Raw genomic sequence first — 13,707 nt, 5'->3', positions numbered from 1 at the left:
TGCGCGGGTGGTCCGGAGGGGGCCCGCTACCGCTGTCCGCCGCGGGAAACGCTCACGCCCCCGGTTCCGGAGCGGGCTGGCTCGCCCCCGCCTCCGGGCTCTCCGGCAGCAGATGCGACAGCACCATGTAGCTGATCGTCTTGCGGATGAACGGCTCCACCCGGATCCGCTCCAGCACCTCCTCGAAGTGCTCCACGTCCCGGGCCCGCACATGCAGCAGCGCGTCCGCGCCACCGGTCACCGTCATGGCGGCTGTGATCTCGGGATGGTTGCGCATCACCTCCGCGAGCCGCCGGGGCGGGGCGGCGCCCTCGCAGTACACCTCCACGTACGCCTCCGTGCGCCAGCCCAGCGCGGCCGGTTCCACCGTCGCCGAGAACCCGGTGATCACGCCGGTCTCGCGCATCCGGTCGACCCGGCGCTTGACCGCGGTGGCGGAAAGGCCGACCGTCGCGCCGATCTCGGCGAAGCTCGTGCGGGCGTTCGCCATCAGAGCCGTGACGATCTTGCGGTCGAGATCGTCGAAGGGGGCGGACGTGGGTGTCATGCGGGCACTGTATCCAGCGGCGACGACCTGGCCCGCCGCATGTGCAGGCGTGCGAATTGCTCCTACACTCCGGGTTCATGCTGCGCGCCCTCGCCGTCGACGACGAACCGCCCTCCCTCGAAGAGCTGCTCTATCTGCTGGACGCCGATCCACGGGTGAGCAGCGTCGAGGGCGCGAGCGATGCCACGGCGGCGCTGCGCCGGATCAACCGCGCCCTGGAGAGCGGCCCCGACGGCGACGAGGGCATCGACGTCGTCTTCCTCGACATCCACATGCCAGGGCTCGACGGGCTCGACATGGCACGGCTGCTCGCCGGGTTCGCCAAACCGCCGCTCGTCGTCTTCGTCACCGCCCACGAGGGCTTCGCGGTGCAGGCCTTCGACCTGAAGGCCGTCGACTACGTCCTGAAGCCCGTACGCCGGGAACGCCTGGCCGAGGCCGTCCGCCGGGCCGTCGAGCAGATGGACGCGGCCCCGCTGATACCCGTGCACGAACCCGACCCGGACCACATATCCGTCGAGCTCGGGGGAGTCACCCGCTTCGTCGCCGTGGAGGACATCACCCACGTCGAGGCCCAGGGCGACTACGCGCGGCTGCACACCGCCCAGGGCAGCCACCTCGTCCGCATCCCGCTCTCCACCCTTGAGGAACGCTGGCGCTCGCGCGGTTTCGTCCGCATCCACCGCCGCCATCTCGTCTCCCTCGGCCACATCAGCGAACTCCGCCTGGACGCGGGTACCGTCAGCGTCCTGGTCGACTCGGTCGAACTGCAGGTCAGCCGCCGTCACGCACGCGAACTGCGCGACCTGCTGATGCGCCGGACCGCGAGCTGAGGAGACCCAGATGCCCCAGGACCCCACCGACCGCCGTGTCGTCGTCACCGGCCCACCGCGCCGTACGCGCCCGCTGAGCCGCTCCCGCCCGCGTACCGAGATCGACGAGCAGACCACGCTCGGGCACACCTACGTCCGCTCGCTGATGCGCTCCCAACTGCGTGCCGCGCTCACGGTGTTCGCCGTGCTCGTCCTTCTCGTGGGCCCGCTGCCGCTGGTGTTCGCGTCGATGGGCGACAGCTCCAGCCTGGAGTGGATCGTGCTCGGCTTCTGCGTCTACCCGCCGCTGGTGCTGCTCGCCCGCTGGTACGTACGCCGCGCCGACCGCAACGAGAAGGACTTCGTCCGCCTCGTCGAGGACCGCTAGCCCGAGACGGAGACCGAGACCGCGACGGAGACCCAGCCCGAGACCGAGACCCGCTGAGCCCATGAACGAGAGCACCGCGTGAGCGAGAGCAGCCCGTGAACGAGAACTACGCCGTCCCCGCGGTCGCGCTCGTGGTCGTCGCGACCGTCTTCGTCGGCGCCTTCGGCCTGCGCATATCCCGTACCACTTCGGACTTCTACGTGGCCTCGCGCACGGTCGGCCCCCGGCTGAACGCGGCCGCCATCAGCGGTGAGTACCTCTCCGCCGCCTCCTTCCTCGGCATCGCGGGCCTCGTCCTCGTCCAGGGCCCCGACATGCTCTGGTACCCGGTCGGCTACACCGCCGGCTATCTCGTCCTGCTGCTCTTCGTCGCGGCCCCGCTGCGCCGCTCCGGCGCCTACACCCTGCCCGACTTCGCAGAGGCCCGGCTCGCCTCGCAGGCCGTACGGCGGCTGGCCGGAGCCTTCGTCGTCGGTGTCGGCTGGCTCTACCTCCTGCCCCAACTCCAGGGCGCGGGGCTGACGTTGAACGTCCTGACCGGAGCCTCCAAGCCCCTCGGCGGCATCATCGTGGCCGTCGTCGTGGTCGCCACCGTAGCCGCGGGCGGCATGCGCAGCATCACCTTCGTGCAGGCCTTCCAGTACTGGCTCAAACTCACCGCCCTGCTGGTCCCCGCGCTCTTCCTCGTCCTCGCCTGGCAGGGCGACGGAGCCCCGGACCGCCCCTTCGACGAACCGGCCACGTTCCGCGAGCACCGGGTCGTCCGCATCGACGCCGGACTCGACCTCAAACTCGGCCAACCACTGAGCGTCACCGCGACGGGCACGGTCGACGGCGTGCGGTACGAGGACGATCGGGTCCGGCTCCCGGCGGGCGTCCACCGCATCGAACAGGGCACCCGGCTGACCTTCACCAAGGGCGACCCCGTCCCCGTCGCCGACCGAGGCAGCAACGGCGGCATGTCCACCTCCCTCGCCGCGGGCCGCGAGGAACGCCCGCTGTACGCCACGTACGGACTGATCCTCGCCACCTTCCTCGGCACCATGGGGCTGCCGCACGTCGTCGTCCGCTTCTACACCAGCCCGCACGGCGTCGCCGCCCGCCGCACCACCGTCGCCGTACTCGGCCTGATCGGCGCCTTCTATCTCCTGCCGCCTGTCTACGGAGCGCTGGGCCGCCTCTACGCCCCCGAGCTGACCCTCACCGGGGACGCGGACGCCGCCGTACTGCTGCTGCCCGACCGGGTGATCGGCGGGCTCGGCGGGGACCTGCTGGGCGCGCTGGTGGCGGGCGGGGCCTTCGCCGCGTTCCTGTCCACGGCGTCCGGCCTGACCATGGCGGTGGCGGGCGTGCTCACCCAGGACGTGCTGCCCTCACGCGGCGTACGGCACTTCCGGCTCGGCACGGTCCTCGCGATGATCGTGCCGCTCGCGGCCAGCTCGATCGTCGGCGGACTGCCGGTCGCGGACGCCGTGGGGCTCGCCTTCGCGGTGTCCGCCTCGTCCTTCTGCCCGCTGCTCGTCCTCGGCATCTGGTGGCACCGGCTCACCCCGCCGGGCGCCGCGGCCGGGATGCTCGTCGGCGGCGGCTCGGCGCTGCTCGCGGTCGCCGCCACCATGGCGGGCTTCCCGGGCACGGGCTCGCTGCACGCGCTCCTCGCCTGGCCCGCGCTCTGGTCGGTGCCCCTGGGCTTCCTGACGATGGTGCTGGTGTCCCTCGCGACACCCGGGCGGGTACCGGTCGGAACCGCCGCGATCCTCGCCCGCTTCCATCTGCCGGAGGAACTGGCCGGCGGACAGGTACGCACGGAGGTCAAGGCATGAGCGGTTTCCTGGCCGGGCTCTGCGTGGCCGTACTCCCGCTGCTGGCCGCCGGGTTCTGGCTCGGCCGGCGCACCTCCCGGCCGTCGAGCCTCGGCGGCCTCGGCACCCCCGTGGAGCACGCCACCTTCGAGACCCTGCACACCGCGTCGCTCGCCGCCCCGCCGCTGAGGGCAGGCCTGACCGGGGAGACGGCCCGCAAATCGGCGCGACGGCTGCGCACCCTGCTCGGCACCGACGCGCTCTGCCTCACCGACCAGGACACGGTCCTCGCCTGGGAGGGCGTCGGCGAACACCACCGGGACCAGATCATGGAGCGGCTGGGCGGCCCCCTGGAGACCGGCCGCGGCGAGGCCTTCCGACTCGACTGCGACGAGCCGTACTGCCCGCTGCGCTGGGCCGTCGTCGCCCCCCTCACCGTCGACGACCGGGTGCACGGGGCGCTCGTCGCCTGCGCGCCCCGCGAGTCGGCTGTGCTCGTGAGAGCAACCGGCGAGGTCGCCCGCTGGGTCTCGGTCCAACTGGAACTCGCCGACCTCGACCAGTCCCGTACGCGCCTGATCGAGGCCGAGATCAAGGCGCTGCGGGCCCAGATATCCCCGCACTTCATCTTCAACTCGCTCGCGGTGATCGCCTCGTTCGTCCGCACCGACCCCGAGCGCGCCCGCGAACTCCTCCTGGAATTCGCCGACTTCACCCGCTACTCGTTCCGCAGGCACGGCGACTTCACCACGCTCGCCGACGAACTGCACGCCATCGACCACTACTTGGCCCTGGTCAGGGCCCGCTTCGGCGACCGGCTCTCGGTCACCCTGCAGATCGCCCCCGAGGTACTCCCGGTCACCCTGCCCTTCCTCTGCCTCCAGCCACTCGTCGAGAACGCCGTGAAGCACGGCCTCGAAGGCGGCACGGGGAAGGTCGACAAGAGCCGCATCACCATCACCGCGCAGGACGCGGGCGCCGAGGCCCTCGTCGTCATCGAGGACGACGGCCCCGGCATGGACCCCGACCGGCTGCGCCGCATCCTGTCCGGCGAGGTCAGCCCCTCGGGCGGCATCGGCCTGTCGAACGTCGACGACCGGCTGCGGCAGGTGTACGGCGACGACTACGGCCTCGTCATCGAGACCGCGCTCGGCGCGGGCATGAAAATCACCGCCAGGCTGCCGAAATACCAGCCGGGCGTGCACTCGGCGGGACGACTGCCCCGCGAATGAGCCCCCCGGGCACAGGACCGCCGAAGCTGCCCGGGGGACGAGGCGCGGAGTGCGTCAGGTGGGGCGCGACACCACCATGGCCAGCGTGATCAGACCGAGCACGACCCAGCCGAACCACAGCCAGCCGCTGCTCCCGAGCGCCACCGTGTAGGCCGTGACCACCACCAGTCCGCCTACGGTGAGCACTCCCATGGTCTTCGTGGAACCGGGCATCGCAACACCCTCCTCATGGTTCGTCTTTCTCCATGGTGCCCCCGTCTTTGCGAATTGCAGTGCAGACAACGAAATGTGTGCCCGACTGCCAGGCGCTCTCGCCCACCCAGGAGGAGGATTCGTAGACGTTCGGGTCGTGTCCGTAGTCGTTCGGCGGCATCTCCCGCTGGCAGGCCTCGGTCGCCTCGTCCCGCGCCTGTTCCAGGGTCTTGTCGAGGCCCATCTTCAGGAAATCGAGCACCTTCTCCTTGTGGGGGCCCTTGCAGGAGACCAGCCTGGCGCTCTCGTCGGAGAGCGCGTCCAGGCAGTCCCGCTTCTGCATGGTGGCCGTGTCGGTGAAGCGTGTGCCCAGCTTCCGGTGGTCACCGAGCGGGCCGTACACCGCGTTGCCGCGCGCGTCCAGTAGCAGGCATGCGACGCGACGCCCGGCGGCGTCGAAGCCGTCGACGGTCGGGATCGCGGCGTACGAGCGTACGCTCGCGAGCCGGCTACTGGTCAGCTCGGTGCGTTGTGCGCACTGGGCGGCGCCGCTCGTGCGTGCCGCGTCGGCGGACGCGGCCTCGAAGACCGCCATCACCTGGCCTTCGTTGTCATTGCTGCCGCACGACACCACCCTGAGCCCCGGCTGCCCGGTGAAGGGGGTGCCCGTCTTCCAGTCGGCGTCCACGCAGTCCCCGTCCTTGAGCGGGTCGGTGAGCCCGACGATCTCCCCGTACGGCTTCCCGGCACCCTTGCCCGGCAGGTACGCCATCGCGTACCAGGTCCCGCCGCCCGCCAGGGCCAGCCCGAGCGCGGTCGCCAGTACGGCCTTGAGGACGCGGTGGCGCGGGCGGCGCCTGCTGGTGGTGGCCGGGGGAGGCCCGTACCCCTGCCCGGTCGGCCACGGGGCGGCGGGCCCCTGCCCGGGCGGCGGCCAGGCCGCGGGGTTCTGCCGGCCGGGCGCCGCCGAGGACTCCTGCGCGGCCGACGGCGCGTACCACTGCGAGCCGTTCGCGTGGCTCTGCGAGGGCCCGGGTGGCTCGGGGGCACGGGGTGCGGCCGTATGGGTGGGTCCGCCCGCCCAGGGCGGCTCCGAGCCGGGGTCGAACTGGGTCCGGGGATGCGACTGCGGCGTCAGGATCGCGGACAGCGCGCCCTCGGCCTCCTCCGCGGTGATCCGGTGGACGGGGTTCTTGGTGAGCATGGCCGCCAGGAGCGATTCCAGCGCGCCCGCGCGCAGCGTCGGGCGCGGCTCCTCCAGTACGACGGCGGTGAGCGCCGCGAGCCCCGTATCGCGGTCGAAGGGGCCGTAGCCCTCGACGGCGTAGTAGAGCGTGCAGCCCAGCGAGAACAGGTCCGCGGCGGCGGTGGGCGGCCCGCCCTGGGCCCGCTCGGGCGCCAGATACCCGGCGGTGCCCACCAGCACGGAGGTCTGCGTGTACCGCGTCTCGCCGCCGTCCGGCTGCACGGAGATGCCGTAGTCCGTGAGCAGCACCCGGGCGTACGGCGACCCGGCGCGGTCCGGGGCCAGCAGGATGTTGGCCGGTTTCACGTCCCGGTGCATGACGCCCCGCTCGTGCCCGGCGGTCAGCGCGTCGAGCACGGCGAGTCCGACGCGGGCGCACTCGGCGGGGGCCAGCGGCCCGCGCCGGGTGACCAGGGCGTGCAGGTCGAGCGCGCCCGGCACGTACTCCATGACGATCCAGGGCAGCCCCTCGTGCTCCAGGACGTCGTGCACGGTCACCACATGCGGGTGGCCGCGCAGCCCCGCGGCGTGCCGGGCCTCGGCACGGGCCCGGGCGACCCTGGCCGAGCGGTCGCCCTCCTCGCCCGGGTTGCGGAACACGATCTCCTTGAGCGCGACCTCGCAGGCCAGCCGCTGGTCGTGGGCGAGCCAGACATGTCCCATGCCGCCGCTGCCCAGCTGGTTCAGCAGTAGGTACCGGCCGGCGATGACCCGGCCGACTCCCGACTGCGGTGATCCTGATGCCATCCGGTCACTCCCGGGGTTTCGGCTCTGGGTGGGCTTACGCCGGACCGACAGCGGACTCGCCCGGGGCCGTCGCACTGGACGAGCCGGGTTCGCCCGACGCGGGTTCACTGGTCACCGGCTCGCTCCGGGTGGGTTCGACGGAGGTCGGCCCCGCGGATGTGGGCTCCGCGGAGGTCGGCTCGACGGTGGGCGGCGTGCTCGACGTGGTGGGAGTGGTCGGGACGGCCGTCGTGGGTTCGATCGTCGTGGGTTCGCCGGTGGTGGGCCGGTCGGTGGTGGGCTCGCTCGACGTCGGGCCGCCCGTGTCCGGATCCTTCGTCGTGGGGCCGCTCGATGTCGGGTCGTCCGTGGTCGGCCCGTCCGTTGTGGGCCCGTCCGTGGTCGGTCCCTCGGTGGTCGGCCCGCCTGACGTCGGGTCGTCCGACTTCGGGTCGTCCGTGGCCGGCCCGTCGGTCGGGTCCGACTCCGGAGGCGTACCCGGCTCCTCGCCGCCGTCCGCGACGCTCAGGGCCACTGCCTCCCCGAACCGCAACTCGGTCCCCGGCCCCGGATCGGAGCCCGTCACCGGCGCGTCCCCCGCGGGGAGTCCGTCGGAGAAGGTTGCCGCAAGGCCGAGCTCGGACAGCCGCTGACTGGCCTGGTCGAAGGTCATCCCCGCCACGCGCGGCACCGCGTGCTGCTCCGTCGCGTCGAACGGCTCGTCGTTCTCGCCCGAGCTGCCGACGGGGCGGTTGATGCCCTGGTCCGGGTTGTCCACGTCGATCAGGGCGATCTGCTCCAGCGGCTGGGGCGAGGGCTTGACGGTCACCACGTCGGACTTCTCGTAGCCGTCCCACTTTTTGTTGCCGTCCTCGAACTTGACCGAGATCTTCCCGGGATCCTTGTCGAAGGACTGCAAGGGATTTCCGCACGAGCACTTCACGGCGGGAAGTCCCTGGTCGTTCACCAATACCGCGATCCCGGCCTCCAGCAATGCGTCGAAGGCGACAGCCTTGCCCTTTTTGTAGTCGTGGTTCTTCACGAGGGTGTCGTGACGCAGCAGAACGGGTGTGAGGTCGTCGATGTACCCCTCGATCCGATCAGGTGTAATGCCCACGATGCGGGCCCATTCCCGGGCCTTTTGACGGTTCCTGGGATCGGTGAGGAAATCCTTGAGACGGTCGATGTCACAGACCTTGGGCTTCTGCGTACCCCCGTACAGACCAGGGGTGTTGCCCTGCTGCAGGCCGCTGTGCGGTTCCTCCGGCCTGAGCTTCGTCTCGTCGGTGCCGAGCGAGCCGTCCTCTTCGAAAAAAGGTGCGAGTGACGGCACTCCGGCCGCGACGGCCCTCACCGCGAACAGGCGTTGTTCCGTGCATCCGCTGAGGATCACCGCAGCGGCGAGCAGCACGGCAAGCCTTCGGACCACGGTTTTTCCGGTCCTCAGCAAGCATGCGTGAATTGTCATGACCGCTCCCCCCAGCGGATCCCCCGTAACCCTGCAGAGCGGAAGCAGGGCGTCACGCATCATGCTACTGAATGGAAAAGCCTTTCAGTCAAGGGGAATTCCCAGTGTGTACGGAGTGACCGAAAGGGGAAAAGGGGCTCAGTTACCGCGTGCGTTGAGTGAGGCCAGATAGGCGTTGTATGCCTCGAGTTCCTTGTCGCCGTCACGGTCGGCGGCCCGGTCGGCGCGCCGCGCCTGCCGCTCCTCGGAGCGATGCCACTGGAAGAGCAGCGCGAGGAGCACGAGCACGGACGGGATCTCGCTGAACGCCCAGGCGATACCGCCCGCCGCGGTCTGGTCGGCGAGCGCGTCGATGCCGAGCGAGGCGGGGGGGGTCTTGTACGTCTGGACCATCGGCTCGGACGCCATCATCAGGGCGATGCCGAAGAACGCGTGGAACGGCATGCCCGCGAACAGCTCCAGCATCCGCATCAGATAGCCGGGCCGGTGCGGACCGGGATCGACGCCCATGATCGGCCAGAAGAACACCAGGCCGACGGCGAGGAAGTGGCACATCATCGCGATGTGGCCCGTCTTGGAGTCCATCAGGAAGTCGAAGATCGGGGTGAAGTACAGCGCGTACAGGCTCGCGATGAACAGCGGGATCGTGAACGCCGGATGCGTGACGACCTTCATGAGGCGGCTGTGCAGGAACATCAGGAGCAGCTCGCGCGGCCCCTTGCGGTCGCGGCCTGCCGTCGGCAGCGCGCGCAGGGCGAGCGTGATGGGCGCGCCGAGCAGGATGAGGATCGGCGACAGCATGCTGATCACCATGTGCTGCACCATGTGCACGCTGAACATGACCATGCCGTAGTCGTTGAGCCCGGTGCACAGCACGAGCATGACGCTCAGGACGCCGACGACGAACGCCACGGTCCGCCCGACCGGCCAGGCATCACCGCGCCGGACCAGCCGCACCACACCCCACGCGTACAGCGCGAGCCCCAGGAGGCAGGCCACGAGGAAGAACGGGTCCGGCGACCAAGCGAGCCCCCGCCCCAGCGTGAACGGCGGCAGATCCATGGTCATGCCATGCCCGCTGTGATCCATCCGCCGGCTCCTGTTTCATACGGGTTGCACTGTCTGTCCGCACCAGACTAGAACCGCCCCCGGCGAGGCTTGCGGCCGGGGGCAGGTTCTTTTAGGGGCGCGGGGCTGTGTCGATATGCGGCTCCGCCGCGTGGGCGCGATCAGCCACGGGCGACCCGCAGCCTACGAACGACCCGCAGTCCTACGGTGCTCTCCGCGGAGTGTCAGAGAACGCACTCCGCTTCCGCGTACCGCTCATCCGGAACCGTCTTCAACGTCTCCACGGCCTCCGCCAGGGACACCATCACGATGTCCGTCCCCCGAAGAGCCGTCATCTTGCCGAACTCCTCCCGATGCACGGCCTCCACCGCATGCCACCCGAACCGAGTGGCGAGCACCCGGTCGTACGCGGTGGGTGTACCCCCGCGCTGGACATGCCCGAGGATCACCGGCCGGGCCTCCTTGCCGAGGCGCTCCTCCAGCTCGATGGAGAGCTGCCGGGCGATACCCGCGAAGCGCTCGTGCCCGTAGACGTCCTTGCGGCCCTCGTCGTAACTCATCGTGCCCTCGCGAGGCTTCGCACCCTCCGCAGCCACGACGATCGCGAACCTCTTCCCGGCCGAGAACCGCTCGCCGACTTTCGCGGCCAACTCCTCGATGTCGAAGGGCCGTTCCGGCACGACGATGGCGTGCGCACCCGCGGCCATGCCCGAGTGCAGGGCGATCCAGCCGGTGTGGCGGCCCATGACCTCGACGATAAGGACGCGCTGGTGGGACTCGGCGGTGGTCTTCAGCCGGTCCAGGGCCTCGGTGGCGACACCGACGGCCGTGTCGAAGCCGAAGGTGACGTCCGTGACCGCGATGTCGTTGTCGATGGTCTTCGGCACACCGACGATCGGCAGGCCGCCGTCCGACAGGAGACGGGCCGCTTTGAGCGTGCCCTCGCCGCCGATCGGGATGATCGCGTCGAGCCCGAGTTCCTCGACATGCCCCTTGGCCCGCTCCACACCGTCACGCAGATGCGCGGGCTGGACACGGGAGGAACCGAGGATGGTGCCGCCGCGAGCAAGGATGCCGCTCACCGCGTCGAGGTCGAGCTTGAGGTAGTCGCACTCCAGGAGGCCTTTCCAGCCGTCGCGGAAGCCGATGACCTCGTCGCCGTGGTCGACGACGGCACGGTGTACGACGGACCGGATGACGGCGTTCAGGCCGGGGCAGTCGCCGCCGGACGTGAGGACACCAATACGCATAGCCCGAAATACCTTCTCAACGTGGGCCGGGAACCGGACCACGCTGTCCGGCGGGACGCCGCCACCCTACCGGCGGCAGGGGGCGGGTCCGCATCGTGCGTCCGCCTGCTGGACGTCCCCGCACAGGTGAGCGGACGCCCCGCCAGACGGGCCCCGACCGTGGGGTCAGGCGGGCTGCTGAGCAGCCGCGATGCGCTCCGAGCGCAGCGCCTCGTACCAGCGGTCGTCGATCGGGGGCAGCGCGTTGACGTCCAGGGCCAGCTTCAGCAGCAGGTCCGCGATCAGCGGGTTACGGGCGAGCACCGGCCCGTGCATGTACGTGCCGAAGACCGTGTCGTTGTACGCGCCCTCCGTGCCGTCGCCCGTGCCGTTGCCCTTGCCGAGCCGCACGTTCGCGAACGGGCGGGCCGTGGGGCCGAGGTGGGTGATGCCCTGGTGGTTCTCGAAGCCGGTGAGGGGAGGCAGCCCCAGCCGCGCGTCGATGTCGCCCAGCACGTCACCGACGCACCGCTCGCCCTCGCCGCGGGTGGAGTGCACGTCGAGCAGGCCGAGGCCCGGCTCGCGCTGGCCCAGGTCGTTGATGAACTCGTGGCCGAGGATCTGGTAGCCCGCGCACACCGAGAACACGATCGCGCCGTTGCCGACCGCGCGGTGCAGACCGCCGTCGCGGCGCAGCCGCTCGGCCGCGAGCCGCTGCGGCCGGTCCTCGCCGCCGCCGATGAGGTAGATGTCACCGGAGGTGGGGATCGCCTGGTCGCTGCGTACGTCGAGACGGGCCACGTCCAGACCGCGCTGCCGGGCCCGGCGCTCGACGACGAGGGCGTTGCCCTGGTCGCCGTACGTGCTCAGCAGGTCCGGGTAGATCCACACGAGACGCAGGCTGTTGTCACTCATCTTCTTCGTCCTTCGTGGCTCAGTTGCCGACACGACGCCTCAGGTCCTGGAAAGCGGTGTAGTTCGCGACGACCTCGATGCGTCCGGGCGGCGCCAGCCGTACGGCCTGGTCGAGGTTCTCGCAGACCTGGAACTGCTGGTTCGCCACCTCTAGGCGCACGGCGAGGTCCAGTTTGCGGTCGCCGAGAACGAAGATCGGGTGACCGGTGAGCTGTGTGTAGTCGACGTCCCACAGCCAGGACGTGTCGGTGCCGTCGGCGCCGCGCGCGTTCACCGAAAGGATCACCGGAGTCGGCGGCGGGTCGATCAGGGAGAACGTCTCCAGCCAGCCCGCCGGGTTCTTGGCGAGCAGCAGGCGCAGGTCGCGCTGCATGAACTGGACCACGTCGTAGCGGCCGGCCACCGCCTGCACCTGGTACATGCGTTCCAGGGCGACCTGCGGAGGCACGCCGAAGACGGCGGCGACGGCGGCCGACGACGCGGCGTTCGCCTTGTTGGCGCGGCCCGGCAGCTGGAGGTGGATCGGCCAGGCGGAACCGTGCGGGTCGAGGACGTGGTCGCCGGAGAGCGCCCAACTCGGCGTGGGACGACGGAAACCGCAGTCGCCGCAGAACCAGTCGTCACCGGGGCGCTGCATCACCCCGCCGCAGGACGGGCAGGACCAGGCGTCGTCCTTCCACATCTGACCGGCGGCCACCCACACCACGTTCGGCGAGGAGGAAGCGGCCCACACGACCAGCGGGTCGTCCGCGTTGGCCACGACGACGGCCTTCGAGCCCGCCAGGCCCTCACGCCAGTGCTCGGCCATCATGCGGGTCTCGGCCGCACGGTCGAGCTGGTCGCGGGAGAGGTTGAGCAGGGCGATGCACTTGGGATCCGTGTCCCGCGCCACACCGGAGAGGTACTTCTCGTCCACCTCGATGACCGCGTACCGCGATTCCGAGCCGCCGGCCAGCGCGGAGGTGATGCCGGCAGGCATGTTCGCCCCCAGCGCGTTCGAGACGACGGGGCCCGCCGCGCGCAGCGCCTCCGCGATCAGGCGCGTCGTGGTGGTCTTGCCGTTGGTGGCCGACACCAGGATGACGTCCAGGTGCTGGGCCAGACTGGCCAGGAGGTCGGGGTCGAGTTTGAGTGCCACCCGGCCGCCGATCACCGATCCGCTGCCACGGCCCGCGGCGCGTGACGCCGCTGCGACCGCCTTGCCCGCCGTCACGGCCAGCTTGGCCCGCGGCGACAGCGGGTCCGAGTTGCCTGCCATCAGTTCCCGATCCTCCTTGCGTACGGCGCCGCGCCCTGCTCCCGGCAACGTGTGGCCCTCAGCCTATCGAGATCCACTCACCGGCCCGAATCGCGGCACCACCCCGGCACCCGCGCGACATTGAGGACCGTACCCTTGCCGCCATGCGACACGGCTCGATCCCGGGCGCCCGAGGGCGCGTTCTTCCTCTGTCTTTGCTCGGCGACCCCGTGTTGCACACACGGTGTGAAGAAGTCACGGAGTTCGGGCCTCAACTGGCGCGGCTGGTCGAGAACATGTTCTCGACGATGTATGCCGCGCAGGGCGTCGGTCTTGCCGCGAACCAGGTCGGCGAATCGTTGCGGGTCTTCGTATACGACTGCCCCGACGACGAGGAGCGGCGGCACGTGGGGCACGTGGTGAACCCGCGGCTCGTCGAGGCGGACGGGCTGGTGCTGCGGGGGCCCGAGGGGTGCCTCTCGCTGCCGGGTCTTGAGGCGGGCACCGAGCGGTACGACCACGCCGTGGTGGAGGGGTTCACCGTGGACGGCGAACCCGTGCGGATCCATGGCACCGGCTGGTTCGCCCGCTGCCTTCAGCACGAGTGCGATCACCTTGACGGTGGGTTGTACGTGGACCGGGTCAGCGGTTGGCGCCGCCGAAAGGTGATGTGGCAGGCCTCGCGGGCTTCTTGGGGGCGTTGACGCTCCGCTGGGGTGCGGCGTCGGGTGCGGGTGAGTGGGGGCTGGTCGCGCAGTTCCCCGCGCCCCTAAAAGATTGCGCAGTTCCCCGCGCCCCTTCAGGGGCGCGGGGAACTGCGCGAGCGGCCCCCACCGGCCCGCAGC

Annotated in this window: 13 protein-coding genes; 5 read left to right on the top strand and 8 right to left on the bottom strand. The window is 70.7% G+C overall.

All coding sequences use genetic code 11. The features are described 5' to 3' along the window. Nucleotides 1-52 precede the first annotated feature (52 nt). Nucleotides 53-547, bottom strand: coding sequence for an Lrp/AsnC family transcriptional regulator (locus tag ACFWXQ_RS21200; RefSeq protein WP_383952380.1), 495 nt, complete (start codon nucleotides 545-547; stop codon nucleotides 53-55). Between the two features lie 77 nt (nucleotides 548-624). Here ACFWXQ_RS21200 and ACFWXQ_RS21195 point away from each other — a divergent pair, with 77 nt between their 5' ends. The 4 genes from ACFWXQ_RS21195 (at nucleotide 625) to ACFWXQ_RS21180 (ending at nucleotide 4,781) form a co-directional block, all read left to right on the top strand. After that, nucleotides 625-1,380 carry a LytR/AlgR family response regulator transcription factor gene (locus ACFWXQ_RS21195; protein ID WP_383952382.1) on the top strand — a complete coding sequence of 252 codons (756 nt, stop codon included), beginning with the start codon at nucleotides 625-627 and terminating at the stop codon, nucleotides 1,378-1,380. A gap of 10 nt (nucleotides 1,381-1,390) precedes the next feature. Beyond that, the gene (locus tag ACFWXQ_RS21190; RefSeq protein WP_055617080.1) at nucleotides 1,391-1,747 is read left to right on the top strand and encodes a hypothetical protein; all 357 of its coding nucleotides are present in this window, start codon (nucleotides 1,391-1,393) and stop codon (nucleotides 1,745-1,747) included. A gap of 95 nt (nucleotides 1,748-1,842) precedes the next feature. Next, nucleotides 1,843-3,570, top strand: coding sequence for a cation acetate symporter (locus ACFWXQ_RS21185; protein ID WP_383952384.1), 1,728 nt, complete (start codon nucleotides 1,843-1,845; stop codon nucleotides 3,568-3,570). Next, complete coding sequence (locus tag ACFWXQ_RS21180; RefSeq protein ID WP_200399768.1) at nucleotides 3,567-4,781, top strand: sensor histidine kinase; 1,215 nt, start codon at nucleotides 3,567-3,569, stop codon at nucleotides 4,779-4,781. The genes ACFWXQ_RS21185 and ACFWXQ_RS21180 overlap by 4 nt, the downstream gene beginning before the upstream one ends. A 54-nt stretch (nucleotides 4,782-4,835) precedes the next feature. Here the strand turns inward: ACFWXQ_RS21180 and ACFWXQ_RS21175 are convergent, their stop codons facing one another. The 7 genes from ACFWXQ_RS21175 to ACFWXQ_RS21145 form a co-directional block, all read right to left on the bottom strand. Further along, the gene (locus ACFWXQ_RS21175; RefSeq protein WP_107102596.1) at nucleotides 4,836-4,994 is read right to left on the bottom strand and encodes a hypothetical protein; all 159 of its coding nucleotides are present in this window, start codon (nucleotides 4,992-4,994) and stop codon (nucleotides 4,836-4,838) included. Nucleotides 4,995-5,007: 13 nt separating this feature from the next. Beyond that, complete coding sequence (locus tag ACFWXQ_RS21170) at nucleotides 5,008-6,966, bottom strand: protein kinase (RefSeq protein WP_383952387.1); 1,959 nt, start codon at nucleotides 6,964-6,966, stop codon at nucleotides 5,008-5,010. Nucleotides 6,967-7,000: 34 nt separating this feature from the next. Then, on the bottom strand, nucleotides 7,001-8,374 hold the full coding sequence (locus tag ACFWXQ_RS21165) for a DUF6777 domain-containing protein (RefSeq protein ID WP_383952389.1): 1,374 nt from the start codon (nucleotides 8,372-8,374) through the stop codon (nucleotides 7,001-7,003). Nucleotides 8,375-8,551: 177 nt separating this feature from the next. Continuing rightward, on the bottom strand, nucleotides 8,552-9,502 hold the full coding sequence (locus tag ACFWXQ_RS21160; RefSeq protein WP_383952391.1) for a cytochrome c oxidase assembly protein: 951 nt from the start codon (nucleotides 9,500-9,502) through the stop codon (nucleotides 8,552-8,554). A 203-nt stretch (nucleotides 9,503-9,705) separates the two neighbouring features. Then, complete coding sequence (locus ACFWXQ_RS21155) at nucleotides 9,706-10,731, bottom strand: 6-phosphofructokinase (protein WP_383952393.1); 1,026 nt, start codon at nucleotides 10,729-10,731, stop codon at nucleotides 9,706-9,708. A gap of 165 nt (nucleotides 10,732-10,896) precedes the next feature. Then, entirely contained in the window at nucleotides 10,897-11,625 is a 729-nt protein-coding gene (locus tag ACFWXQ_RS21150) for a type 1 glutamine amidotransferase (protein ID WP_200399773.1), read from the bottom strand. Between the two features lie 19 nt (nucleotides 11,626-11,644). Further along, complete coding sequence (locus ACFWXQ_RS21145) at nucleotides 11,645-12,883, bottom strand: MurT ligase domain-containing protein (protein WP_200399774.1); 1,239 nt, start codon at nucleotides 12,881-12,883, stop codon at nucleotides 11,645-11,647. 143 nt (nucleotides 12,884-13,026) lie between these two features. Between ACFWXQ_RS21145 and def the strand changes: the two genes are divergently transcribed. Further along, nucleotides 13,027-13,566 carry a peptide deformylase gene (def, locus tag ACFWXQ_RS21140; RefSeq protein ID WP_383952395.1) on the top strand — a complete coding sequence of 180 codons (540 nt, stop codon included), beginning with the start codon at nucleotides 13,027-13,029 and terminating at the stop codon, nucleotides 13,564-13,566. The last annotated feature ends 141 nt before the right edge of the window (nucleotides 13,567-13,707 follow it).

This window comes from Streptomyces sp. NPDC058697 (assembly GCF_042715345.1).
In the GTDB taxonomy this organism is placed as follows: domain Bacteria; phylum Actinomycetota; class Actinomycetes; order Streptomycetales; family Streptomycetaceae; genus Streptomyces; species Streptomyces liliifuscus.
This window is presented reverse-complemented; position numbering and strand designations above follow the sequence as displayed.